The organism is Bradyrhizobium acaciae, assembly GCF_020889785.1.
In the GTDB taxonomy this organism is placed as follows: Bacteria; Pseudomonadota; Alphaproteobacteria; order Rhizobiales; family Xanthobacteraceae; genus Bradyrhizobium; species Bradyrhizobium acaciae.
The window spans coordinates 1-23971 of sequence record NZ_JACMYK010000110.1 but is presented as its reverse complement, the minus strand read 5'-3'; the positions used below and the strand labels follow the sequence as shown (position 1 = coordinate 23971).

Sequence of the window (23971 nt, the reverse complement as noted above, 5' to 3'; positions counted from 1 at the left end):
GAGGTCTTTCTCGGACATAGGTCTGCTCCGTAACTGCGGGTTGACATGTACCCACAACATGCGCCCAAGGGCCCCGTTCCTATCTGCGACGGCGCGTCGGTGACCGGAGATTGCGTAGCATTGCCGCAGGGCGCTCAAGGAACGAAGCGTCGGCACATCCATTGGACGGTCTCATCTTTCTGCGGACCACCGCGATGGATTGGAATCGTGTCGAAGGCAATTGGAAGCAGATGAAGGGCAAGGTCAAGGAGCAGTAGGCACGCTGAGCGACGACGACCTCGATGTGATCGCCGGCAAGCAGGATCAGCTCGAAGGCCGTCTGCAGCAACGCTACGGTTACGCCAAGGACCAGGCCGCCAAGGAAGTGAACGACTGGTGCGGCCGCCAGAAATGGTGAGTGAGGTTGAACTCCGGGCTCCGCCTTCGGCGGGGCCCTTTGCTTTGCGCTGTTTGGAACGGGGGCTGATGCGAAACGTTGGAAAGTACCATCATCGCATCGCTGTTTGGTGTCCATGCCGATCACGGTCCGACCGACCAAATCAGATATTGCCATTGCGCGCGCCATCTCGCGCAACACGACGCCGCCAACCGAGCGCGTTGCCTCGATCCTGACATGGGCGGCCGACGAGCACGTGGTCTGCGCCCTGGCGCTGGGTTGGTGGTTATGGTGCCGCGGCAAGACACAGCGGCAGCGGCTGGCGAGTGATCATCTGCTGGTCACGGCATTGGCGGCGTCTCTTGTCCCGCATTTGCTCAAATCGGTCTTCAACCAGAAGCGGCCCGACCGGCTCACTGTTGTCGGGCATCTGCATGGCATTCCGATCTCCGGCAGGGCGGTGGATGCGTTTCCGTCCGGACACGCAATTCAGGTCGGCGCCATCAGTTCGGCGGCGAGCCAGCTTCCTGAGGGGCCGCGCCGAATGATCTGGGCGCTCGGAGCAGGTCTGATATCGACCCGCGTATTGTTGCTGGCGCATTGGACCAGCGACGTCGTCGTGCGATCGGCCATTGGGGTGGCGCTCGAGCGGCTGATCCGGTGCGTAACCGGGTACGGCCGGCGCGAGCGGGTCTGAGCGATGGGGCAGCTCCTTAGCCCACCCGGTCCCCATGCGGTGCATCTCTGCATCGACATGCAGAGGTTATTCGAGCCGGCCGCGCCCTGGGCAACTCCCTGGATGAGCCGCGTGTTGCCGTGCATTGTTGCGTTGGCGCAGCATGCGCCTGAATGTACCGTGTTTACCCGGTTTATTCCGCCCCGTTCGAAGCATGAGGCGCGCGGCATATGGCGGGCTTATTACGAAAAATGGGAATGCGTGACTCGTGAGCGGCTCGATCCGGGATTGATCGAACTCGTGCCACCGCTGGCTGTCCACGTGCCGCCCGCCGCCGTCGTCGATCGGCAGACCTATAACGCGTTCGGCAATGGCCGTCTGCAGGCTCATCTGGATGCCCATGGTGTCGATACGCTCATCGTCTCGGGCGGCGAGACCGACGTGTGCGTGCTCGCCACGGTGCTCGCAGCAATCGATATCGGATATCGCGTCATCATAGCCGAGGATGCGCTGTGCAGCTCGTCCGATCAAAGTCATGACGCGCTGTTGCAGCTCTATACCGAACGATTCAGTATCCAGATCGAGGTGGCGGCCACGGAAGATATTCTTGGTATCTGGGGCGCCGGTGGCTGAAGAGGAAACTCCGCTTCAGCCAAGGTGGCTGTCTCACGTCCGGGTCAGGAAATCCATCAGCCCGAGCCAGAGCAGGATGCCGAGCCAGAACAATCCGGCGCCGGCGAACAGCAATGTCAGGGCATCCCGATGCCGCAGCTCCATGAAGATCGCGGCGACCAGGGCGGCCTTGGTGATGCCTATCCCGATCGCCACGACGGCGTTCGCGGCACCTAGCGGCACGTAGGCCATCGTCACGGTCAGCGCGAGCAGGCCAAGTAGGCCAAGCCAGGCGGCAACAAGCGGGAGTGAAGGGCGGGACTGCGTCATGTGATCGACCTTCCCGGCAGGTAGATCAACGCGAACAGGAAAATCCAGACAATGTCGACGAAATGCCAGTACAGCGCCGCGCTGTGCAATCCCGCGCGGTGCCGGGTCGACGGAGCGTTGCGGCAAAGTAGCGCGAGGACCGCCAACAGGCCAATGCCGATGATCATGTGAAGGGCATGGATCGCGGTTGCGATGAAGTAGAAGATGAAGAACAGCTGGACGCCGTTGGCGAGGCTGCCGGTGAAGCGGAAATCGATGCCCGGCACGAGGTGCTCCTCGTACTCGCCGTGATACTCGATGCCCTTGAGCACGATGAAAGCGAGCCCGAGGCAGATCGCGCCAGCGAGCAGCCCGGCAGTCAACCGCCGCGTCTCCGCCGAGAAGATCTCGACGGCCCAGGCGACCAGGAAGCTGGAGGTGAGGAGGATCGCGGTGTTGGCCGTTCCGATCACAATTTCGGTGTGGCGGCTGCCGGTGGCAAAGCCCTGCGGATAGGCGTGGCGGTAAACGAAATAGGCCAGCAGCAGCCCGCCGAACAGCAGCACCTCGGTCGCGATGAAGACCCACATGCCGAGCTCGGCGCTCTCATCGCGATGGCTGACCGAAGTGAACTGTCGGGCAAAGGCGGGGCTATCACGCATTTTGCGGCTGCGCCTCGAACTTGCGGGAGTATTGATAGGGCGCACGTGTCACGACGGGCTGCACGTCGAAATTGTGTTCCGGCGGCGGCGAAGACGTCTGCCATTCGAGCCCCGGCGCGTCCCACGGATTGGCCGGCGCGCGCGCCCCGAAGAACACTGAATAGCCGAGATAGAACAGCGGCAATAGGTAGGCGGCAGCCAGGATGGTGGCGCCGCCCGACGAGAGCACGTTCCAGACCTGGAATTCGGGTGGATAGACGTGGTAGCGCCGCGGCATGCCTTCGGCGCCGAGGACGAATTGCGGGAAGAAGGTCAGATTGAAGCCGAGAAAGATCAGGATCGCGGCGGCCCGTGCCCAATACTCCGAATAAAGCCTGCCTGTGATCTTCGGCCACCAATAGTGCAGCCCGCCGAAATAGGCGGTCACCATGCCGCCCACCATGATGTAGTGGAAATGCGCGACCACGAAATAGGTATCGGTGGCGTGCACGTCGAAGGCCAGGCAGGCAAGGAACAGGCCGGTCAGGCCGCCGATCGTGAACAGCCCGATGAAGGCCAACGCGTACAGCATCGGCGCGTCGAACCGCAACGAGCCCTTGTGCAGGGTTGCAGTCCAGTTGAACACCTTGATCGCGGAAGGCACCGCGACGACGAAGCTCATGAAGGAGAACACGAGGCTCGCGAGCAGGGATTGCCCGGTCACGAACATGTGGTGGCCCCAGACCAGGAAACCGAGCGCGGCGATCGCGAGGCTCGCCCAGGCCACGAATTTGTAGCCGAACACCTGCTTGCGAGAGAAGCATGAGATCAGCTCGTTGATCACGCCCATGCCGGGCAGAATCATGATGTAGACCGCCGGGTGCGAGTAGAACCAGAACAGGTGCTGGAACAGCAGCGGATCGCCGCCGATCCGCGGATCGAAGAAACCGACCCCGAAGAAGCGCTCGACCGCGATCAGCACCAGCGTGATCGCCAGCACCGGGGTGGCGAGGACGAGGATCACCGACGTCGCGTAGAGCGACCAGATGAACAGCGGCAGCCGATACCAGGTCAGTCCCGGCGCGCGCAACCGGTGAATGGTGACGATGAAATTCAATCCGGTCAGGATAGACGAGAAGCCCGCGATGAACACGCCCGCCGCGGCAACCATGACGTAGCTGTTGGAATAGAGCGTCGAGAATGGCGTGTAGAAGGTCCAGCCGGTATCGATGCCGCCGGCCAGGATCGCAAACAGCGTCACGCTGCCACCCAGCATGAAGACGTACCAGCTCAGCAGGTTGAGCCGCGGGAAGGCAAGATCGCGCGCGCCGATCATCAGCGGCACGATGAAGTTGCCGAGCGTGTTGGGAATCGAGGGGATCAGGAAGAACCACACCATGATGATGCCGTGCATGGTGAACAGGCGGTTGTAGATGTCGTCGCTGACGAGATCGGCCTGCGGCGTGGCGAGCTCGATCCGCATTGCGGTCGCCGCCGCGCCGCCGATGAAGAAGAACATCGTGAGACTTGCGAAATAGAGGATCGCGATCCGCTTGTGGTCGGTGGTGAAGAACCACGAGCGAAGGGTGTAATCCGCGGTGAGGTAGTTCCGTTCAGTCATGGCTGTCGACCCAGCGATTTGATATAGAGCACCAGACGGAGCAGCTGATCCTCGGTGACCTTGCCCTCGAAAGACGGCATCAGCGGCTCGTAACCCGCAGCGATCTGGCTGCGCGGCAGCAGGATCGAATCGCGGATGTATTTGTCGTCGGCGATCACGGTGCTGCCGTCGGACAGCGGCACCGGACTGCCATAAATTCCTTCCAGCAGCGGCGCATGGATCTTGCTGCCGGCGCTGTGGCAGCCGCTGCATCCGAGCTGGCGAAACAGCGCCCCGCCTTCATCCGCGAGCGGGCTCGCTGGCGCCTGTTGCGTGAGCCAGTTCGCAAATTCGGCTTGCTCCATCACCACGATTTCGCCGGTCATTCCCGAATGCGCGGTGCCGCAATATTCGGCGCAGAACAGGTGATAGTGCCCGGCCTTCCGCGCGGTGAGTTCGAGGTCCTGGTAGCGGCCCGGCACCACGTCATGCTTCAGCCGGAGCGCAGGAATGAAGAAGCTGTGAATGACGTCTTGCGAGGCCATCACCAGCCGGATCGGACGGTTGACCGGCATATGCAAGGCATTGATCTCGGATTGACCGCCGGGATGCTGGACCTTCCACATCCACTGCTTGGCGACCACGAAGACGGTCAACTCGTCTAGCGGCTTACGGTAGAGTTCGAAGTAGACGCTGGCGCCCCAGACGAAAAGGCCGAGAAAGCAGAGCAGCGAAGCCGTGGTCCAGCTGACCTCCCAGTACCAGCTCTTGGCCTCGTGGTTCTCGCGGTCAACCTCGTTGCCGGCGCGGTAGCGCACGCAGAACAGCGCCAGCAGGAAGAACAGCAGTCCCAGCGCGAGCGCGCTGGCGATCAAGAGGCCGGTAAACAGCAGATCGACGTCGCCGCCTTCCGGGGACACGCCGGGGTGCCAGAACGGGATCCACTGGCGCCACATCCTCAGGTCACCGGTGACCTGGCGGAAGGATTGCAAATCATGGAGCAGGCCATCCCGGCAGGCCCTTTCGCAGCAGCATTTCGGTAGCGCGCTTGACCGGCACGCGCACGATTCCGCGTTCGCGATCGACCCAGCCATAGGTGCTGGTGGCTTCGGCGTCCTCACGGCGGGCGCGCTCGAGTTCGTCAGCTGGCGCGATTTCGAGTGGCGGAGCGCTTGAACTCAGCGCCGGCCGCGCGGCGGGGCTGGCGTGGTGCAACGATTGCGGAAAGATCAGTGGCATAACGAGTGGAACGAGCAGCACGAACGCGCCGAGTCCGACTGCGATCCAGGCGATGGCATTGATCGCGATGTCCGACCGCTCGAAGTCGAAGCCGCTCGTCTGAGCCATGTTCCGGGTCCTTGCGCGCCCATGGTCAATGCGGAGCGGGTCGCCGCGTTCCTCCCCCTAGGAACTAATCGAGGTAGGCGAGATTGACGATCAGGTACTCGCCAGTTGATCGGCCACGGATGGCTCAGCTTTTTTCACCCGCCGCCGATACCTGGATGCGGCTGTTCCTCGTCGGAAGTCTTTCGCTGATGGCCGGTGGCACGGTTGGTATCATTGGCTTTGCGCGGTCCGCTTACATGACCTCGACCGACGTCCGCCCGCAGCAGCCGGTGCCGTTCAGCCACCGTCACCACGCGGGCGAGCTCGGGATCGATTGCCGCTACTGCCACAGCAATGTCGAGACCGGTCCCCAAGCCGGCCTGCCGCCGACGGAAACCTGCATGACCTGCCATTCGCAGATCTGGACCAACGCCTCCATGCTGGAACCGGTCAGGCAAAGCCTTGCGCGCCACAGGCCGATCCAATGGACGCGCGTCGCCAAGCTGCCGGACTACGTCTATTTCCGTCACGACATCCACATCGTCAAAGGCGTCGGATGCGCAACCTGCCACGGCCGCATCGATCAAATGGCGCTGACCTATCGTGCCAAGCCCTTCACGATGGAGTTTTGCCTGGATTGCCACCGCGACCCGGCTCCGAAGCTGCGGCAGCCGGAGCACATCACCGATATGGCGTGGACGCCGCCGACGGATGCTCGCGCCAAGGGCGATGCGATCCCGGCACATGAAAAGATCCGCTTCGGCCAACTCACCCACTGCACGGTGTGTCACCGATGACGCACAACGGTCATCAGCAGCGCAGCCAGCTCATCCCGTCAGAAGACGGGCGACGCCAGTGGTCGGGTATCGAAGAACTGTCGGACGATCCCGCGTTCCAAGCCTTCGTCGATGCCGAATATCCCGCCGCGCAGACGTTCTCGCCGACTGCCCGGCGCGAGTTTCTCAAGCTGATGGGCGCGTCCTTTGCGCTGGCCGGGCTTGCCGGTTGCGAAAAGAGCCCGTTCGTGGCGGCGCTCCCCTATGTCGATCAACCTGGCGAAGCCACAATCGGGATACCGCGTCGTTATGCTACCGCGGTCGTCCTTGATGGCTACGCGCAGCCGGTGATTGCCACGACCTATTCGGGCCGGCCGACCAAGCTGGACGGCAATCCCGACCACCCCGTGACCGGCGGGCGAAGCGACGTCTTCATGCAAAGCGCGGTGCTCGGCCTCTACGACCCCGACCGTGCCCAAACTCCGACGCACCGCGGCGAGCCGGTGAGTTGGAAGGATGTGGTTGCGGCGATCGGCGTCCTTCGCGAGGGGTGGAGCAAGGACGGAGGAGAGGGGTTGCGACTGCTGGTCGGCCCGATCACATCGCCGACATTGCTGCGGCAGCTCGATGCATTGCTAAAGCAGTTTCCAAAAGCCCGGGTTCATCTCCATGCTCCCGCACAGACATCTCCGCAGCGATCCCTCACCAAGGCCGCTTATGGAAAGCCTTTGGACCTTCACGACGTTCTGGAGCAATGCGATGTCATTGTCAGCCTCGACGATGATATCCTCGGCCCCGGCCTCGATCAGGTGCGCAATGCGCGGGGTTGGGCAGCCTCTCGGCATCGCTTTGCCGATCGTCCGGGCAATCGCCTGTTCATGGCGGAGAGCGTGCCCTCGGCCACCGGCGCGATGGCGGGAAGCCGGCTGATTGCCGATGCCTCGCGTATGCCCGTTCTCGCAGAAGCGTTGGCGAATGCGCTCGGCGTTCCCGGCGCTGCCGCGGGCGAGATCACCGAACGTGAGCGCGGCTGGATCAGGCGCGCAGCTGATGCCTGCGGCAAGGCGCACGGCAAGTCCTTGATCGTCGCCGGCCCGGTCGGGGAGCAGGCCGCGGCCATCTGGGCGGCAAGGATCAATGAGGCTCTTGGCAATGCCGGACAGACATTGAAGTTCACCGACCCGATTACTGGCCCGGCGGGCGCCGGGACGCTCGCGGAGCTCGTCTCCGACATCAACGCCGGAACAGTCCATTCCCTGGTCGTGATCGATTGCAATGCGGCTTACAGTACGCCCGGCGAGCTCAAGGCGGCGGAGGCGCTGCAGCGTGTGAGGACCTCGCTGCATCTCGGCTCGCAACGCGACGAGACCGGCGCGCTCTGCGAATGGCAACTCCCATTGGCGCATGCGCTGGAGAGCTGGAGCGATGCGCGGGCCGTCGATGGGACAGCGACCATCATCCAGCCGTTGATCGCGCCGTTCTACGACGTGAGAACCACCCATCAGATCCTCGCCATGTTGCTCGGCGAGATCGATCCCACCTCGGATGCCGCCGTGCGCGAGACCTGGCAGGCCACGTTCGGCGACGCGTTCTCGACGCGCTGGAGTCAGGCGCTTCATGATGGCTTCGTGCAGGGCGCTGCAGCCTTTGTGGAGGCAAGCCCCATCAGCGCAACCGTCACCGCGCCGCCGGAGGACGGCGCGGTCGACATCGTGTTTCGGCTCGATCCGACCGTTTGGGACGGCCAGTTTGCCAATGTCGGCTGGCTGCAGGAATTGCCGAAGCCGTTGACGACCGTCACCTGGAGCAACGTCGTCGCGATCGCTCCCGATCTGGCGAAGCGTATCTCGGTCGCCAACGGCGATCACGTGGAGGTCCGAATTGGTGACCGCAGCGTCACAGGTCCTGCCTGGATCATGCCAGGTCAGGCCGGCAATACGGTCGCACTGTATCTGGGCTACGGCCGGACGCGGGCCGGACGGGTCGGGGATGGACTTGGTTACGATGCCTATCGGGTGCGGCCGGCCGATCGGCCGTGGCTTGCCAAGGGCAGCCTGCGCAAAGTCGACGGGACCGAAACGCTCGCGGTGACGCAGTTGCACCACCGCATGGAAGGATTTGATTTCGTCCGCGAGGTGAACCCCGGTGAGGTGGTCAAGCAGCCGGCCTCCGAGCACGCGAGCTTCTATCCGCAATGGGCGTCCTCGGAGAACGCCTGGGGGATGGTGATCGATCTCGATGCCTGTATCGGCTGCAATGCCTGCGTGGCAGCCTGCACAGCCGAGAACAACGTTCCGATTGTGGGGGCCGAGCAGGTCAAGGTCGGCCGCGAGATGCACTGGCTGCGGATCGCACGCTACTATGACGGCAGCATCGAGGAGCCCAGGAGCCATTTCCAGCCGGTGCCCTGCATGCATTGCGAGGACGCGCCCTGCGAGATGGGATGCCCGGTGCATGCGACCACGCACAGCCCGGAAGGGCTCAACCAGATGGTCTATAATCGCTGCATCGGCACCAGGACCTGCTCGAGCTATTGTCCCTACAAGGTGCGGCGCTTCAACTTCTTCGATTATCGAACTCCGGCCGATTCCCCGACGCAGGCTGCGCACAATCCGGACGTGACCGTGCGCTCGCGTGGCGTGATGGAGAAGTGCACCTATTGCGTTCAGCGCATCGAGGCGGCCCATATCGCGGCCGACAAGGAAAGCCGTCCGCTGCGTGGAGGCGAGGTCGTGACCGCCTGCCAGCAGGCCTGTCCGACCAAGGCGATCGTGTTCGGAGACATCAAGGATCCGAATTCCGAGGTGGCACGGCTGAAGCGCGATGGCCGGCACTACGTCCTGCTGGAAGAGCTCGGCACGCGGCCCCGCACCACCTATCTGGCGCGCTGGCGCGATGACGGCTCGGGGAGCGGACAGGGATGAGCGATCGCTCCGACATCCTGCCGAGGCGCCAGAGCATGGGCGGCATCGCCGACCAGCTCACCGGCATTCCGCTGCATTTCCCCGCGGAACGCCGCTGGGTGATCGCGATGGCCTTCGCGAGCGCGTTGCTGTTACTGCTGATGATCTCGGTGACGGAGCTGTTCACGCGTGGCGTCGGGATCTGGGGCATCAACATTCCCGTCAACTGGGCATTTGCCATCCACAATTACGTCTGGTGGCTCGGCATCGGCCATGCCGGCACGCTGATCTCGGCGCTGCTGCTCCTGACCGGCAGCGAATGGCGCAACTCGCTGAATCGCTTTGCCGAGACGATGACGCTGTTCGCGGTCGTCTGCGCAGGCATCTACCCGATCCTGCACCTTGGCCGACCCTGGTACGTCTACTGGATGTTTCCCTATCCCGCGACGATGGGCGTCTGGCCGCAGTTTCGCAGCCCGCTGGAGTGGGACATCTGGGCGGTGCTGACTTATCTGACGGTCTCCCTGGTGTTCTGGTACACCGGCCTGATCCCGGACCTTGCTGCCGCGCGAGACCGCGCAACGGGACGCGGCTGGCAGATCTTCTTCGGCATCACCTCGCTCGGCTGGCGTGGCTCCGCGATACATTGGTTACGCTGGTCGCAGGCCTATCGGGTGACCGCTGCACTCGCCGTGCCGTTGGTTGTGTCCGTGCACAGCGAGGTGTCGCTGCTGTTTGCGGCCGGGCAGATCCCGGGATGGCACTCGACGATCTTCCCGCCGTATTTCGTGCTGGGCGCCGCGTTCTCGGGCTTTGCCGTGGTCGCCATCATCGCGGTCGCGCTGCGCTCCTGGTTCGGACTGCGAAACCTGGTTACCGACGAGCATCTCGATGTGCTCGGTAAGGTTCTGCTCGCGACTGGCCTGATGACCGGTTACGGCTATGTGTTCGAGGTGTTCGATGCGCTGTATTCCGGCGAACCGCATGATATGCGGACGCTGTTGGACCGTGTCGCCGGCGTCTACGCCTGGATCTATTGGGGCGCCGTGCTGCTCAACTTCGTGCCGCTGCAGGCGCTGTGGTGGAGGGGCGTGCGGCGCTCGGGCTGGGCACTGCTCCTGATCTCGATCTCGGTCGCAATCGGGATGTGGCTGGAGCGGGACATGATCCTGGTCACTAGCCTCTATCGCGACTTCCTGGTGTCGTCGTGGGGCAAGTTCACGCCGACCTTCTGGGACTGGTCGACCTATCTTGGCACCATCGGACTGTTCCTGGTGCCGTTCCTCATCGCCGTGCGCCTGATTCCGATGATCTCGATCTTCGAGACCAAGGAGCTCCTGCACGAGGAGAAGCAGGAGGCGCGTCATGGCTGAGCGCCTCTACGGCATGCTCGGGGAGTTCGATAGCCCGGAGGGATTACTCGCCGCGGCAAGGCAAGCACGCGCCGCCGGCTATCGCGAACTCGACGCGTTCACGCCGTTTCCGATCGATGGCCTGGCACCCATCCTGAGGATTCCGCGGCCGTGGATCTCCGTGGTCGGCCTGATCGGGGCGTTTTCAGGAGCAGGCGCGGCGCTGTTGATGCAGATGTTCACCAATTACGACTATCCGCTGAATGTCGGCGGCCGGCCGCTCTACGCATTGTCGGCGTTCGCGGTGGTCATGTTCGAGCTGACCATCCTGTTCTCTGCGCTCGCGATGCTGGTCGCCACGCTCTGGCAGAACGGCCTGCCGCGGCTCAACTATCCGGTCTTCGCGGCGTCGCGCTTCCACCTCGCCAGCAAGGACCGCTTCTTCCTCTGCGTCAAAGGTCAGGATCCGATGTTCGATGACCAGGGCACCGCGGCGTTCCTGACTGATGCAGGGGCGGCGTCAGTGGAGCGCGTGCCGCCATGATCAGGCTGGCGCTGACCGCTGTACTCGCCTTGTCGCTCACAGCCTGCGACCAGAACATGGACGTGCAGCCGAAATACAGCGAGTATTCCCGCGCGCCGCTGTTCCGTGGCAGCGTATTGCGCCCTCCGCCGGCCAACATCGTGGCGCGCGGCGACCTCGAGCGGGAGAGGGCGGTGACCATCAAGCCCACGCTGTCGGCCGAGCTGCTGGATCGTGGTCGGCAGCGGTTTTCGATCTTCTGCTCGCCATGTCACGGCGCGGGCGGCGACGGCGATGGCATCATCGTTCATCGCGGGATGCCGCACCCGACCAGCTACCATGTCGACCGGTTGGTGACAGCTGACGATCAGCACTTCTTCGACGTGATCACCGATGGCTACGGCGCGATGTACTCCTACGCCGCGCGGGTGCCCCCCGGGGATCGTTGGGCCATCGTCGCCTATATCCGCGCCCTGCAGCTCAGCCGCCGCGCCTCGATCGAGGACGTGCCGGCGGACGCACGCGCCAAGCTCACGGGGCGGCCATGAGCATGCTCCGGGACGTCAGGCTGATCGTTCTACTCGCTACCGGATTGACCCTCGCGGGCGGATTCATCCTCGATGGCCGTTCCACGGCCGCGGCCTATCTCGTGGCCTGGGTGACATGGGGGGCGGTTCCCATCGGAGCGCTGGCGTTGTGGATGACGAGCTATCTGGTCCGCCGCGTCTGGACCGAGGCACTCTTCGGGCAATTCGTCGCGACAACGGCAACGTTGCCAGTGATCGCCGTGGCCTCGCTGCCGATCCTGCTTTTCATCAAGCAGCTCTATCCGGCAGCGGCCGATCCGTCCGCCTTGCCGCCATTCAAGGCTTACTACCTTGCACCCTGGTTCTTCATACTGCGTAGCGTGATCTATTTCGGGCTCTGGGTCGGCTTCGCGCTGTGGCTCCGCCAGGCTTGGCGCAACGATGCCGCCATGGTGCGGGCGGCGTCGGCCGGATTAATCGTCTACGCCTTGACCGTATCGCTGGCCGGCGTCGACTGGATGGAATCGCTCGAGCCGGACTTTCATTCGTCGGTCTACGGCCTTCTTTTCCTTAGCTTTACGCTGCTCAGCGGCTTCGCATTCGTGCTTGGCGTCAGCTTACTCTCCGGATCCCGGATCGGCCGTAGTGCCGGCTATAGTGGGCTGCTGCTCTCTTTGATCCTGCTGTGGGGTTACCTTCACGCCATGCAGTACATCGTGATCTGGTCGGGCAACATCCCGGACGAGGTGTTCTGGTATCAGGCTCGGTTGGAACATGGGTGGCAATATCTGCTTGGTGCCGTCGCCCTTGGACAGTTCGTGCTGCCGTTCTTCGCCCTGCTGAGCGCGAGGGTTCGCTCCGGGCCCCGCACGCTGATGCTGCTGTGCGGGCTCACCCTGTTGATGCGCTGCTGCGAGGCCGCCATTTTGATCCTGCCCGCGATCCACGATATCGCGCCACGCATAACGGCGCTGATGCTGCTTGCCTCGGTGCTCTCCCTTGGAACACTGCTGTGGTTGACCTTCGACCTGGCGCTGGCCAATGACGGCCGCCTCTTCAGCCTGGCTTGGGGGAGGCGCCACCTCGCCGGATCAGAAACGCCACCAGCGCGAAGAGGGCGGCCGTCGTGATCGTGACGGCGCCCGTCAGCACCCGCCAGATTGCCAGGGTGTAGATGCCAGTTGCGGGATCGAAGCCGTAGCAGAGCAGGTGGGCCTGATCCGACCAGCTACCGACGTGGCCGCGGCCAGCCTCGACCAACGCAAGCCGGAGATTTCCAGGATCGATTGCAATGCCGGGCAGCGCGCGCGAAATGCGGCCATCGGGCGTAACCACGAACGCTGCGACCGGGTGAGCGAACTGGTCGCGCTCACGGTCATAGCTCGATCGAATGCCGAACGCAGCCAGCAATTCACCGACACTGGCCGACGTTCCCCGCAAGAATGTCGCATGTTTGGATACCTCACCGCGGGCGGTGATCTGCTTGGCCTTCATGGCCCGGGCGTCCGCAGCGGTGTCCTTTGGATCAAGGCCGAGCACCACGAGCCGAAAGTCAACGCCGGCCCGTAATCCAGTATCGGCCAGTGCGTTCGAGACGATCGACAGCAACGGACCGCAAAGGGTCGAGCAGGCGTAGTCTGCAATGATCCAGACGGTGGGGGTCGTTTGCAACCATTCCTTCAGCGGCCGTATCTGATCCTGTTCGTTCGAGAGCGGCGCGACAAGTGGCAATTGTTCGCCCAAGTGCGAGGTGATCCCGACCTGTTCCAACTGGGCCTGGTTGAACGCAGCATGCGCAGAAGGCACGGTGCTCGCGAGAGCAACGAACAATCCTGCCCAGATCGAACGGATGAAGAAAATGTCTTGCCGAACGCGCGTCATAGGTGAACCGCTGACATCCAGAAGGCAAGTGCAGCGCGTTCACGATGGTTCCCGTCTCGGGTCCCACATTTTGCCCCAGCCCCCGAACTGCGCGGACCACGTCCGCGCAGTCGGGTCGACGCCCCGTTACTTCTGCTGGATGCTTCCTCTTCGTAAACAGTGTTTTCGCCCTTGCCGTTCAACGCAAGCGAAATGGTCCTGTTGCTGGAACATCGGAGTATGCGAGATGAAAAAATCTTCACGTCTCAGCCTCGGCTCGCTGACGTCAGGCGCAGCACACGCGATCCGTTAATCAAACAGGCCGTCCAGCGATAAGGAACAAGGCACTCATGAGTCCCGGGTGCGATAGGAACATCGGCATCTATCCAATGGTTAGTCGGTTTGCGCGTCGTCGATTACGTCTCCTATGCAGTCACGCCCGCACAATCTGACGAAGGAATGCCTTATGACCGGTCGTTCGGAGTTCCGGCCTTCTCGCCGCGATTTGTTGATTGTGGGAGCGGCAGCGCTCGCCACGCCGCGCGCTTCGCACGCGCTCTCCGGGACCGCATACGGAACCGACCCTAAAGGAGCGCCATTGATGACAACAATTTCCCTCGACGTGAACGCCGAAACCCATCAACTCGAGCTTGATAACCGGACCACGCTGCTCGACGCCCTGCGCGAGCACCTGCATCTGACCGGCACTAAAAAGGGCTGCGACCACGGCCAATGCGGGGCATGCACGGTGATCGTCGACGGGCGGAGAATCAATTCCTGCCTGACGCTCGCCGTGATGCACCAGGGCGACGAGATCACCACGATCGAAGGGCTCGGCACGCCCGACGGGCTGCATCCGCTGCAGGCGGCATTCGTCGAGCATGATGGCTACCAATGCGGCTATTGCACGCCGGGCCAGATCTGCTCGGCGGTCGCCGTGCTGGCGGAGGTCAAGGCCGGCATCCCAAGCCATGTCACGGCCGATCTCAACGCGCCGGTGCGATTGACCAATGCCGAGCTTCGCGAGCGCATGAGTGGCAACATCTGCCGCTGCGGCGCCTATTCCAACATTGCCGAGGCGATTAGTGAGGTCGCCGGGAGGAGCGCATGAGATCGTTCAGTTATGAGCGTGCCACTTCGCCGGGCGACGCTGCTGCGGCGGCTGTCGGCATCGCGAACGCAAAGTTCATCGCCGGCGGCACCAATCTGCTCGACCTGATGAAGCTCGAAATCGAGACGCCGGCGCACCTGATCGACGTCAACGACCTTGCGCTCGACCGGATCGACGAGACCGCGGACGGCGGCTTGCGCATCGGTGCGCTGGTGCGCAACACCGATCTCGCCGCGGATCGCCGCGTGCGGCGTGGCTATGGCGTGCTGTCGCGCGCGCTGCTTGCCGGCGCCTCCGGCCAGTTGCGCAACAAGGCGACGACCGCCGGCAATCTGCTGCAGCGGACGCGCTGTCCGTACTTCTATGACACCAATCTGCCCTGCAACAAGCGCACGCCCGGCAGCGGCTGCGCCGCGATTGGCGGCTTCAGCCGTCAGCATGCGGTCGTCGGTGCGAGCGACGCCTGTATCGCGACCCACCCGAGCGACATGGCGGTGGCGATGCGCGCGCTCGACGCTGTAGTCGAGACCGTGCGGCCCGATGGCACCACGCGCAACATCCCGATCGCCGAGCTGCATCGTCTGCCCGACGACAGCCCCGAGATCGAGACTGCCCTGCAGCCCGGCGAATTGATTACGTCGGTGACGCTGCCAAAGCCCATCGGCGGCACGCAGGCCTATCGCAAGGTCCGCGACCGCGCTTCCTACGCTTTTGCATTGGTTTCGGTCGCCGCGATCGTGCAGCCCGACGGCAGCGGCCGCGTCGCGCTCGGCGGCGTCGCGCACAAGCCGTGGCGCATCGAGGCGGCGGAAGCGGAATTGCCTGACGGCGCCAAGGCCGTCACCGCGCGGCTGTTCGCCGATGCAAAGCCGACCAGGGATAATGCCTACAAGCTGCCGCTCGCCGAACGAACGCTGACGGCGGTACTGCGCGAGGCCAGGGCTTGAGATGAGGGCTTAAGATCATGCGTTTTGAACATCCCGCGACCTTCAATCCGATCGATCAGCTCAAGGTGATCGGCCATCCGACCAGCCGGATCGAGGGTCCGCTGAAGACCACCGGCACCGCGCCTTACGCTTACGAGCGGCACAATGTCGTGGCCAACCAGGCTTACGGCTACGTGGTGGGCTCGGCGATCGGCAAGGGCCGGATCGGTGCGATCGATCTTGATGCGGCGAAGGCCGCGCCCGGCGTCCTCGCGATCGTTACTGCAGATAACGCCGGCAAGCTCGGCAAGGGCGAGCGCAACGCGGCGCCGCTGCTCGGCGGGCCCGAGATCGCGCATTACCACCAGGCCGTCGCCGTCGTGGTCGCCGGCACCTTCGAGCAGGCGCGCGCCGCGGCGCAGCTCGTCCGCATCGATTACGTCAAGGGTGACGGCAAATTCGATCTGGCCGCGGAACGGGACAGTGTGAGCGTTCCGGACCCAAAGATCGGCGGCCCTGCCGATACCGCCGTCGGCGATTTCGCTTCTGCCTTCGCAGCAGCGCCCGTGCAGCTGGATGCCACCTACACCACGCCCGATCAAGGGCACGCGATGATGGAGCCACACGCGTCCATCGCGGCCTGGGACGGCGACAAGCTCACGGTCTGGACCTCCAACCAGATGATCGCCTGGGGCGCCGAGGACATGGCGAAGACGCTTGGCATTCCCCGGGAGAATGTCCGCCTGGTGTCGCCCTATATCGGCGGCGGCTTCGGCGGAAAACTGTTCCTGCGCGCCGACGTCCTGCTCGCCGCGCTCGGTGCTCGCGCGGCCGGCCGGCCGGTCAAGGTCGCGCTGCAACGTCCGCTGATGTTCAACAACACGACGCACCGCCCGGCAACGATCCAGCGCATCCGCATCGGTGCGGAGCGCGACGGCAAGATCACCGCGATCGGTCACGAAAGCTGGTCCGGCAATGTCAGCGAGGGCGAGCCTGACATGGCAGTGAGCCAGACCCGGTTGCTCTATGCCGGCGCCAACCGGATGACGGCGACGCGGCTCGCCGCGCTCGATCTGCCTGAAGGCAACGCGATGCGCGCGCCCGGAGAAGCCTCCGGCATGATGGCGCTCGAGATCGCGATCGACGAACTCGCCGACAAGCTCGGCATCGATCCGGTCGCGCTGCGTATCGCCAATGACACCCAGGTCGATCCGGAGCACCCGCAGCGGCACTTTTCGCAGCGACAACTCGTGCAGTGCCTGAACGAAGGCGCCGCGCGGTTCGGCTGGAGCAAACGCAACGCGAAGCCGGGCCAGGTCCGCGACGGGCGCTGGCTGGTCGGCATGGGCGTTGCTGCGGCCTTCCGTAACAATCTCGTGACCAAATCGGCGGCACGCGTCCGCCTCGACCAGCAGGGAAGGGTGACGGTCGAGACCGACATGACCGACATCGGCACCGGCTCCTACACCATCATCGCGCAGACGGCTGCCGAGATGATGGGCGTTCCGCTGGAGAAGGTCACGGTGCGGCTCGGCGATTCAGACTTTCCGGTGTCGTGCGGTTCGGGCGGGCAGTGGGGCGGCAACAATTCCACGGCCGGTGTCTATGCCGCCTGCACCAAGCTGCGGGAGACCATTGCGCAGAAGCTCGGCTTCAATTCCGCAGAAGCGCTTTTCGCCGATGGCGTGGTTCGCTCAGGCAATCGCAGCGTGCCGCTGGGGCAGGCCGCAGGCGCGGGTGATCTGGCGGCGGAGGATGCCATCGAGTATGGCGATCTCGCCAAGACTTACCAGCAATCAACCTTCGGCGCGCATTTCGTCGAGGTCGGCGTCGATGCCGACACGGCGGAGATCCGCGTCCGGCGAATGCTGGCGGTGTGCGCCGCGGGCCGCATCCTCAATCCGAAGGCGGCGCGCAGCCAGGTGATCGGCGCGATGACCATGGGCGTCGGCGCTGCGCTGATGGAGGACCTCGTGGTCGACAAGCGGCACGGCCTGTTCGTCAACCACGACCTGGCGGGATATGAGGTGCCGGTCCACGCCGATATTCCGCATCAGGACATGATCTTCCTCGACGAGACCGATCCAATATCGTCGCCGATGAAGGCCAAGGGTGTCGCCGAGCTCGGCATTTGCGGCGTCGCCGCCGCGGTCGCCAACGCGGTCCACAACGCGACCGGCGTGCGGGTGCGTGAATATCCGATCACGCTCGACAAGCTGCTCGAAGCGCTCGATATCGACTGAGCGGTTGGCGTGAGCCTTCCGAATCGGCCGCACTCGACCACCCCTTGATGATCTATTTTTGGCCCCAGCGGAGTTCCTGCGCTGGGGCTTTTTTCCGACTGTTCCGTCCATAACTTAGGTTGTGGTTGCAACCTTCATCACTCCATAAGCTGGCCAGCACAGGTGAGCACGGACGCTCCCGCTTCCAACCGGAGCGAGTGATGAAGATGACCCGACGACGATTCAAACAGACCACCAATCTTCGACAAAGGCTCTCAGCCTTCAAGGAGGATGTTGTTCAGCAAGCATCAAACCTGGAAGGTGCTGAGCGCGAGAACGCCATGCGGAGAGTTCGTTCTGCTGAATTTGCGGTGAAGATCGATATCTGGATCTCTGCGCCTGGGCTCCCGCCGCCCGCGGAATGGGGCATGGAGTCGTTCTCCTCCCGCTCCTAAGCCCCGAAGGGCCTCCGCCGGGAAGCGGAGGCCCTTCACTTCCAAGGGACGTCCAGCGTCAGCGTGAGCGGCGGGCAGGCGGCGTTCTCTTTGGCACGTTGCGTTCCTCGGCTACGCGCCTTTTCGCAGCGCTAGCAGCCGCTGTTCTTCCGCGGTCCACGGCTTCGGCATTATCGCGCGCTCTCCTGAAAGCGTCCGATCGTGCCGGTTTGCTGGGCGCTCTATCGCGATCCGCGAGCGCCGATTGCACCGGAAAGGTACGGGTACAGTCCTGCCTGAGGAATAGACCCATGCGGCCCGGCGCGCCCATAGAAACGGCCTCAGCACTTCTGGGGGCCGGAGGCCAGTGCTGAGGCCGTTGCCTGAACATCCGGGGCTGAGCTGTTGGATACAGGCAAACCGATCATGCCGAGGCGGGAAGTTCCCGCATTAGCATATGTAAAGGAGTGGCTTGACTTACCCAGCAGCCGTGGCCCGAACCACACAGGGTGAGGTGGCCTTGCTTTCAGTGCCCAAGCAGCAGCCGAAAGCCAAAATAAGCGCCCGTAACGACAGCCGCCGTTATCATGAATGAAAATAGGACGCGCCAGAGGTCGGCTTGCTTGGGCTCGAAGAGGGGTTCGTTCTCCCGAGCCACGGTTGCGCCATCCTGGAAAATGCCAAATCTCCGATCAAGGTAAGCTGAGAAGGCCGGCCGCCGCCTTAACATGGGTGAAGTGGACAAACTGATTGCGGAGCGCCGATTTCGATCGTGGGGGCGCTACTTGTTTTTCCGCTATCCATCGTCAACGCGGGCAGTGTGCCATTACGTGCACGTCGCGAAAGCTGCGTCGCAGCGTTGGCCACCTGACGTGTTACCCGCCGGGATGCTTGTCGATGTTCCGTTTCGCCAAAGCAATCGCCTCCTGACGGCTCTGATAGGTCATCGTTCGGATCGTCTGACCTCCCGAGAGGGAGGTGATTTCGACCAGCGAGCCGCCACCCGGCTGCTCCACGACGACGAGTCGATGACCGCGATATTGAATCTCGTCTGTCACAATCTGCTCCCGCTCATTGAGCCGAACGCCTACTGGAGCAATCCCGGCCTATAGTTACGGGCCAAAGGCCGCGTTTCCACATCGACTGCCGCCTGGCGGTCGGGCTTAGACAACAAGGACTGCGCGCGCCCGTTCCTGCGCCGATTGGTGGGTCCTTGCGGCTTTCCCCGCAGGCGCTGACAGATATGTCGCACCTCGAGAGCTGCACTCACACGCGTGAGCGTCTTTTGATCCGCATCCTCATAAAGACTTCTAAAGAAGTCGACAGCATAACGGATTTTCTTGATCTTGATCCGCAGCTTGTGGCGCTGTTTCGCATCGAGCTGCCTCAGCCGCTTGCCCTGCTTTCGTGCCTTCCTGATGCGGCGGTCAAGAACGTCCCCCCGCATAGTCGGCGATCGATCGATCATCCGTTGTGTGGGACCGTCCGGCCTCGATCCACTCGACGGTATCGATCAGAAGGCGGCGGTAGCGGACGGAATCAATCGCGTCGCGGGCGCGTCCATTTGCTCGAGGCATCAGGGTGCGGGGAACGCCTGCCGGATCCCTTCGTTGATTGTTCGAGATATTCGAGGGCCGCCATGCATGATGCTTCCGAAATGTTTCCCGATGCGGAACTCTGGTTAGCAGCCGTGGTCAGCTGCGCGCCGGCTCTTCTGATCGTCGTATGGATGATCGTGTCGTTGATCGAGCCGCAGTTTCCCGGCTGACGGTCGAACGCGAGCGAATGCTCTGGGATCGGCGGTGGTGGGAATGGCGCAGGAGGTGATGGCGGCGGTACAGATGACGACCTGCACCACGACGAGCTGTTGCTTGCGCTTTCCAATAAGATTCCGGAGCCAAAAAAGCGCTGGCCCGCCGCTCGCCCTAATGTTTGGAGGGGGCGGGTACGGCGCCGATCACACGCGCGCGTTCATCACGTATTGTAACGCTGCGTCCGGTCTCTAAAGCGATTTTTTGAGCCGCTCTCATGGCGGCATCCTCATCCGTGTATTCCAGAATGATGATGCTGCCTGTTCCCGAGAACGTATCGGGGTTCGACAGGTTGAGAAAAATCAATGGCGGCTTGTTCATTCCGGCCGTGACCACCCAGCCCGCATTTTTACCTAAGGTAAGATCACCGACCTATTCCGCATTTAGATATGTTAAAGGCAAGCCGATGGGTGTCCTCACTCTTTCACTGGCTCGCTCTCCGGCTTTGGGGCGGGCGCGGGCTTCTTCTCGGAAACAGCACGATCTGATGTGACCTTGACGCCAGTTCGCGCAACCTGGCTTGGGCTCGTTTAGCCGCTGTGTCGTTTTTCCGCCCTTTCCGGGTCTGGCTCATCACGACGCCGGCAGGGCTAACCGCTCCATCATATGGGTGGCTTCCTCGTTCTGGTGCGCTTTCCTCAGTAAGCTTCGCGCTCGATCCCGACAGGCGGCGCCTTGGCTTCCTCGCGAAGATTGGAAGCGGCTTCGGTCGGACGTGACGAGGCGGGGAGCGTTCTGCAAGATGAAGTCAACGCGCGAGTCGGGCATGGTCACACCAAGGGGACAATCCGGGGGACAAACGCGATCCACAAGCGTTTAGACAAGGCCGAATCCAGAACGACGGGGCTCGATTCTCCGGCTCGACACCAAACCCAGGCGGGTTAAAGTGTGGGTGAAGCTCGAAGATTGCTCAAAAATGCCGAAAAAAGGTTGACTGGCGGAAGGGGTGGGATTCGAACCCACGGTACCCTTGCGGGCACGCCGGTTTTCAAGACCGGTGCCTTAAACCGCTCGGCCACCCTTCCGGATCAGGAATGTCAGGCACTTACCGTAGGGCGAGGCTGAACGCAATGCGAACAGACCGGGTTTTGGGGAATGCGGGGGCATAGGACCGTCAGGTTTTGAGATAACCCCCCGCAAGCGCGGTGAGGGTGTTCGAGCCGCTCCTTGGCGTCCGCGCTTCGCTTCCGTTTCGCGTAGTTCCGCAGCACCACGGCGGGGGCAGCGCCGATGCGCTGGGCTCCTACTTCCTGACATGAGACTGTTACACGGCCTGCATATGGTCCCCACCCGACCATGACAGCCTTGCAAACGCGAGGGGCCGAGTTGACCCCGGATGCGCCTGCGCAGACTTGGAGTGCGCGGCGGTGCTGTGCGCTGATGATCAGCGCCTGCCTCGTCCTGGCGCCGCCGAAAGCATCGGCAGAGGAGGCGCGGATCGATTTTGATATCAAAGCCCAGCCGCTGGCCGCCGCCCTCGAGCAGTATGGCGCCGTGGCTGGTCGGAATGTGCTCTACAACAGCAACCTGACGGCTGGACTTCATGCCAGCGCCGTGCGTGGGCCCATGACCGCGGACATGGCGCTCGCGCGTCTGCTCGCGGGCAGCGGCCTGTCGGCGCGTGTGCTCGGAGAGACATCTTTCGTCCTTTATCCCGCTCCGGCCACGGTGCAGGCGCCGCTGCCGGTTCCAGTGAATCATTATTATGCGCGGCTGCAGGCCGGCGTTCGGGCCGCATTGTGTGCGGATGCAGATGCACGGCCGGGCCGTTATCGGATCGCGCTGCAGTTCTGGATCGATCCGGCCGGCAACGTGGAACGATACGCGCGGCTGGGCTCGGCGGGCAGCGCCCCGGTCGATGCGGGCATCGATCAAGCGCTACGCCGGATGCAGGTCGATGCGCCGCCGCCGGCAGGCCTCGCCCAGCCAGTCACTCTGGTGGTCGTCCCGCAGGGACCCGGCACGACGATGGCCTGTAGCGGCACTCCGGCGCGCCGCGCCAGCGCAATGCCATGACGGAGGCGTCGCTGGCGCTGATAAGACGCCTGCTGGTCGAGCGCTATGATGAACTCAAGCGGCGGCTGACACGCAGGCTGGGATCGTCCGAGCTCGCGGGCGATGCGCTGCAGGACGCCTGGCTCCGCATCGCCCGGGCGGATTCGGTCGGTGTGGTCCGCAATCCCGGCAACTATATCTTTGGCGTCGCCATGAACGCGGCGCGTGATCGCCAGCGTAGTGCCGATAGTCGTACCCTGAGCGCCGCCGAGGTCGACGGACTGCTCGAGATCGCCGATGGCGCGCCCGATCCGGAGCAGGTGGCGCGCGCGCGTTCGGACCTGCGCGGGCTGGAGGCCATCCTGCGCGAGCTGCCGCCGCGCCGCCGCGCGATTCTGCTTGCAGCGCGGCTCGACCAGGTGCCGCGGCAGGAGATCGCCCGCCGCTTCGGCATTTCCCTGCGGCTGGTGGAGCTCGAGCTGCAGCGGGCGCAGGAATATTGTCTGGCGCGGCGCGATCGGAGCGGCGGATAGCATGCGGTTTCGCCCGGCAGGAAACGTCATATTGAAAGTGGTGGTGAGAACCGCCGCAACTTGGCGTAGGCAGGCACAAGGCGGACGCCGGCCATGAGCGCGATGGACAACGACGATATGGGATTTGACCCGCTCAAGCGGGAAGCGGTGGGCTGGGTCCGGCATCTCACCTCCGGACAGGCCACCGCGGCTGACGCCGAGGCACTGAGGCGCTGGTGCGGCCAGAGCGCGGAGCATGCCGCCGCTTTTGCCGCAGCGAGCCGCCTGTGGCGAGACCTTGCGCCGGCCGGTCGCAATTTGCGGGCGGCGGCGGCAGGACAGTTGTCGAGCGCTTCGCGCCCGTTCAATCGCCGCGCGTTGCTCGGCGGAGGACTCGCGGCCGCGGCCTCGGCGGCGGCCGTCTATGCGCTTGCGCGTCCGCCGCTCGATCTGTGGCCGTCGTGGTCGCAGCTCGCGGCTGACTACCGGACCGGCATCGGCGAGCAGCGCAACGTGGCGCTGCCGGGCGACGTTTCAATCCGGATGAACGTGCAGACCAGCATCGCGCTGCAGCCCGCCGATCCCGGCGTGGCACGGATCGAGTTGCTCTCCGGCGAGGCGGAGTTCGCCACATCCGGGCGCAGCTTCGGCGTTCGCGTGGCCGACCGCTGGATTTTCGCGGATCAGGCACAGTTCGACGTGCGCTATGTACCGGCCGGCGGCGAGCGGCCGGTCTGTGTGACTTGCCTCAAGGGCGAGCTGCAGGTCGAGCGGGGCGCCCAGACGATCACCATGAAGGAGAGCCAGCAACTGCGCTACGACGCACGCGGGGAGACACTCGCCGCTGCCGATATCGAGGCTGCCTCCGCCTGGCAGCGCGGCTTCCTGCTGTTTCGCTTCACGCCGTTGTCAGATGTGGTCGACGAGATCAACCGCTACCGGCCTGGCCGCATCTTCATCGTCAATGCCGAGATCGCACGGTTGCCCGTCAGCGGCCGCTTTCGCATCGATCGTATGGACGAGATTCTGAGCCAGATCCAGCAAGCTTTCAATGCGCGGGTGCGGTCGCTGCCTGGCGGGATCGTGCTGCTGAGCTGAAGCCTGGTTCCTGCGATCTTGCGACCGCTCTGCTGTGACACGAAACTTTCACAAAAATCTCTTGCGGCTTTGGATTGGGCTTCCCCGTCACGCTGGTGTGACCTCTGCGATGTTCGCTGGAAGGACTGTCATGCCGGTTCGAGCTCAAGCCACCCATCATTCCTCTCCGCGCGGTGAATTGGCCGTCCGCACCCGGTTGCGGTCGCGCCTTGTGTCCCGCGGCGGGTTGATGGCCGGCACGAGCCTGGTGACATTGTTGCTCGCTGCGTATCCCGCGAGCGCGAGGCCGTTCGGAGGCGCGCGGGCGATCGCGGCGCCGCAATACGCGGCCGACGCGGCGAGCGCTGGGGCTCAGCTGGCGGCTGACGCGGCGGCCCGAAG

26 protein-coding genes, 1 tRNA gene and 1 pseudogene are annotated in these 23971 nt (G+C 63.7%); 18 read left to right on the top strand and 10 right to left on the bottom strand.

What is annotated here, in order from left to right; genetic code table 11:
- The first annotated feature begins 194 nt into the window (after nt 1–194).
- The 3 genes and pseudogenes from H8A92_RS30095 to H8A92_RS30085 all read left to right on the top strand — a co-directional run bounded on the left by H8A92_RS30095 (nt 195) and on the right by H8A92_RS30085 (nt 1685).
- Nucleotides 195–397 (top strand): annotated as a pseudogene (locus H8A92_RS30095) (CsbD family protein).
- A 115-nt stretch (nt 398–512) separates the two neighbouring features.
- Nucleotides 513–1073: a phosphatase PAP2 family protein gene (locus tag H8A92_RS30090; protein WP_229199094.1), complete on the top strand. Its 561-nt coding sequence runs from the start codon at nt 513–515 to the stop codon at nt 1071–1073.
- A gap of 3 nt (nt 1074–1076) precedes the next feature.
- Nucleotides 1077–1685: a cysteine hydrolase family protein gene (locus tag H8A92_RS30085; protein WP_229199093.1), complete on the top strand. Its 609-nt coding sequence runs from the start codon at nt 1077–1079 to the stop codon at nt 1683–1685.
- A 33-nt stretch (nt 1686–1718) separates the two neighbouring features.
- On the opposite strand, the gene H8A92_RS30080 is transcribed toward H8A92_RS30085, so the two are convergent.
- From H8A92_RS30080 to H8A92_RS30060, 5 genes are read right to left on the bottom strand one after another with little or no spacing between them, the layout of a single operon-like run.
- Complete coding sequence (locus tag H8A92_RS30080) at nt 1719–1994, bottom strand: cytochrome C oxidase subunit IV family protein (RefSeq protein WP_229199092.1); 276 nt, start codon at nt 1992–1994, stop codon at nt 1719–1721.
- On the bottom strand, nt 1991–2635 hold the full coding sequence (locus tag H8A92_RS30075) for a cytochrome c oxidase subunit 3 (protein WP_229199091.1): 645 nt from the start codon (nt 2633–2635) through the stop codon (nt 1991–1993). Before H8A92_RS30075 ends, H8A92_RS30080 begins: the two co-directional genes overlap by 4 nt.
- The gene (gene ctaD, locus H8A92_RS30070; protein WP_229199090.1) at nt 2628–4235 is read right to left on the bottom strand and encodes a cytochrome c oxidase subunit I; all 1608 of its coding nucleotides are present in this window, start codon (nt 4233–4235) and stop codon (nt 2628–2630) included. The genes H8A92_RS30075 and ctaD overlap by 8 nt, the downstream gene beginning before the upstream one ends.
- Nucleotides 4232–5170, bottom strand: a complete 939-nt coding sequence (coxB, locus tag H8A92_RS30065) for a cytochrome c oxidase subunit II (RefSeq protein ID WP_229199089.1) — start codon at nt 5168–5170, stop codon at nt 4232–4234. The genes ctaD and coxB overlap by 4 nt, the downstream gene beginning before the upstream one ends.
- 37 nt (nt 5171–5207) lie before the next feature.
- Complete coding sequence (locus tag H8A92_RS30060; RefSeq protein ID WP_229199088.1) at nt 5208–5561, bottom strand: hypothetical protein; 354 nt, start codon at nt 5559–5561, stop codon at nt 5208–5210.
- Nucleotides 5562–5680: 119 nt separating this feature from the next.
- Between H8A92_RS30060 and H8A92_RS30055 the strand changes: the two genes are divergently transcribed.
- The 6 genes from H8A92_RS30055 to H8A92_RS30030 are packed head-to-tail and all read left to right on the top strand — an operon-like array spanning nt 5681 to nt 12751.
- Nucleotides 5681–6337, top strand: a complete 657-nt coding sequence (locus H8A92_RS30055) for a cytochrome c3 family protein (protein ID WP_229199087.1) — start codon at nt 5681–5683, stop codon at nt 6335–6337.
- Nucleotides 6334–9240, top strand: a complete 2907-nt coding sequence (locus tag H8A92_RS30050; RefSeq protein WP_229199086.1) for a TAT-variant-translocated molybdopterin oxidoreductase — start codon at nt 6334–6336, stop codon at nt 9238–9240. The genes H8A92_RS30055 and H8A92_RS30050 overlap by 4 nt, the downstream gene beginning before the upstream one ends.
- Nucleotides 9237–10592, top strand: coding sequence for an NrfD/PsrC family molybdoenzyme membrane anchor subunit (gene nrfD, locus H8A92_RS30045; RefSeq protein ID WP_229199085.1), 1356 nt, complete (start codon nt 9237–9239; stop codon nt 10590–10592). The genes H8A92_RS30050 and nrfD overlap by 4 nt, the downstream gene beginning before the upstream one ends.
- Nucleotides 10585–11115, top strand: a complete 531-nt coding sequence (locus tag H8A92_RS30040; protein ID WP_229199084.1) for a DUF3341 domain-containing protein — start codon at nt 10585–10587, stop codon at nt 11113–11115. Before nrfD ends, H8A92_RS30040 begins: the two co-directional genes overlap by 8 nt.
- Nucleotides 11115–11642, top strand: coding sequence for a c-type cytochrome (locus H8A92_RS30035; RefSeq protein WP_229199095.1), 528 nt, complete (start codon nt 11115–11117; stop codon nt 11640–11642). Before H8A92_RS30040 ends, H8A92_RS30035 begins: the two co-directional genes overlap by 1 nt.
- Nucleotides 11639–12751: a hypothetical protein gene (locus H8A92_RS30030; protein WP_229199083.1), complete on the top strand. Its 1113-nt coding sequence runs from the start codon at nt 11639–11641 to the stop codon at nt 12749–12751. The genes H8A92_RS30035 and H8A92_RS30030 overlap by 4 nt, the downstream gene beginning before the upstream one ends.
- Here H8A92_RS30030 and H8A92_RS30025 read toward each other — a convergent pair.
- Entirely contained in the window at nt 12678–13502 is an 825-nt protein-coding gene (locus H8A92_RS30025; RefSeq protein ID WP_229199082.1) for a thioredoxin domain-containing protein, read from the bottom strand. The two genes, H8A92_RS30030 and H8A92_RS30025, sit on opposite strands and share 74 nt — an antisense overlap.
- 445 nt (nt 13503–13947) lie before the next feature.
- Here H8A92_RS30025 and paoA point away from each other — a divergent pair, with 445 nt between their 5' ends.
- The 4 genes from paoA (at nt 13948) to H8A92_RS30005 (ending at nt 18195) form a co-directional block, all read left to right on the top strand.
- Complete coding sequence (gene paoA, locus H8A92_RS30020; RefSeq protein ID WP_229199081.1) at nt 13948–14592, top strand: aldehyde dehydrogenase iron-sulfur subunit PaoA; 645 nt, start codon at nt 13948–13950, stop codon at nt 14590–14592.
- Nucleotides 14589–15539 carry an FAD binding domain-containing protein gene (locus tag H8A92_RS30015; protein ID WP_229199080.1) on the top strand — a complete coding sequence of 317 codons (951 nt, stop codon included), beginning with the start codon at nt 14589–14591 and terminating at the stop codon, nt 15537–15539. Before paoA ends, H8A92_RS30015 begins: the two co-directional genes overlap by 4 nt.
- 17 nt (nt 15540–15556) lie before the next feature.
- Nucleotides 15557–17761, top strand: a complete 2205-nt coding sequence (gene paoC, locus H8A92_RS30010) for an aldehyde oxidoreductase molybdenum-binding subunit PaoC (RefSeq protein ID WP_229199079.1) — start codon at nt 15557–15559, stop codon at nt 17759–17761.
- A gap of 200 nt (nt 17762–17961) precedes the next feature.
- The gene (locus H8A92_RS30005; protein WP_229199078.1) at nt 17962–18195 is read left to right on the top strand and encodes a hypothetical protein; all 234 of its coding nucleotides are present in this window, start codon (nt 17962–17964) and stop codon (nt 18193–18195) included.
- Nucleotides 18196–19049: 854 nt separating this feature from the next.
- Here H8A92_RS30005 and H8A92_RS30000 read toward each other — a convergent pair.
- Nucleotides 19050–19232: a hypothetical protein gene (locus tag H8A92_RS30000; protein WP_229199077.1), complete on the bottom strand. Its 183-nt coding sequence runs from the start codon at nt 19230–19232 to the stop codon at nt 19050–19052.
- A 29-nt stretch (nt 19233–19261) separates the two neighbouring features.
- A complete protein-coding gene (locus H8A92_RS29995; protein ID WP_229199076.1) occupies nt 19262–19621 on the bottom strand; it encodes a CHAD domain-containing protein in 360 nt (119 codons plus the stop codon).
- Between the two features lie 192 nt (nt 19622–19813).
- On the opposite strand from H8A92_RS29995, the gene H8A92_RS40870 reads away from it, so the two are divergent.
- The gene (locus H8A92_RS40870) at nt 19814–19942 is read left to right on the top strand and encodes a hypothetical protein (protein WP_274613514.1); all 129 of its coding nucleotides are present in this window, start codon (nt 19814–19816) and stop codon (nt 19940–19942) included.
- Between the two features lie 157 nt (nt 19943–20099).
- Here H8A92_RS40870 and H8A92_RS29990 read toward each other — a convergent pair whose 3' ends face one another.
- Both H8A92_RS29990 and H8A92_RS29985 read right to left on the bottom strand, forming a co-directional pair.
- On the bottom strand, nt 20100–20306 hold the full coding sequence (locus tag H8A92_RS29990) for a hypothetical protein (protein ID WP_229199075.1): 207 nt from the start codon (nt 20304–20306) through the stop codon (nt 20100–20102).
- Nucleotides 20307–20920: 614 nt separating this feature from the next.
- A tRNA-Ser gene (locus H8A92_RS29985) sits at nt 20921–21010 on the bottom strand.
- Nucleotides 21011–21365: 355 nt separating this feature from the next.
- Here H8A92_RS29985 and H8A92_RS29980 point away from each other — a divergent pair.
- From H8A92_RS29980 to H8A92_RS29965, 4 genes are all read left to right on the top strand, one after another.
- Entirely contained in the window at nt 21366–22001 is a 636-nt protein-coding gene (locus H8A92_RS29980) for a TonB family protein (RefSeq protein ID WP_229199074.1), read from the top strand.
- Nucleotides 21998–22513 carry an RNA polymerase sigma factor gene (locus H8A92_RS29975; RefSeq protein ID WP_229199073.1) on the top strand — a complete coding sequence of 172 codons (516 nt, stop codon included), beginning with the start codon at nt 21998–22000 and terminating at the stop codon, nt 22511–22513. Before H8A92_RS29980 ends, H8A92_RS29975 begins: the two co-directional genes overlap by 4 nt.
- Before the next feature lie 93 nt (nt 22514–22606).
- The gene (locus H8A92_RS29970) at nt 22607–23590 is read left to right on the top strand and encodes a FecR family protein (protein ID WP_229199072.1); all 984 of its coding nucleotides are present in this window, start codon (nt 22607–22609) and stop codon (nt 23588–23590) included.
- A 130-nt stretch (nt 23591–23720) separates the two neighbouring features.
- Nucleotides 23721–23971, top strand: a 251-nt coding sequence (locus H8A92_RS29965; protein ID WP_229199071.1) for a hypothetical protein, incomplete at its 3' end; no start/stop codon positions are given.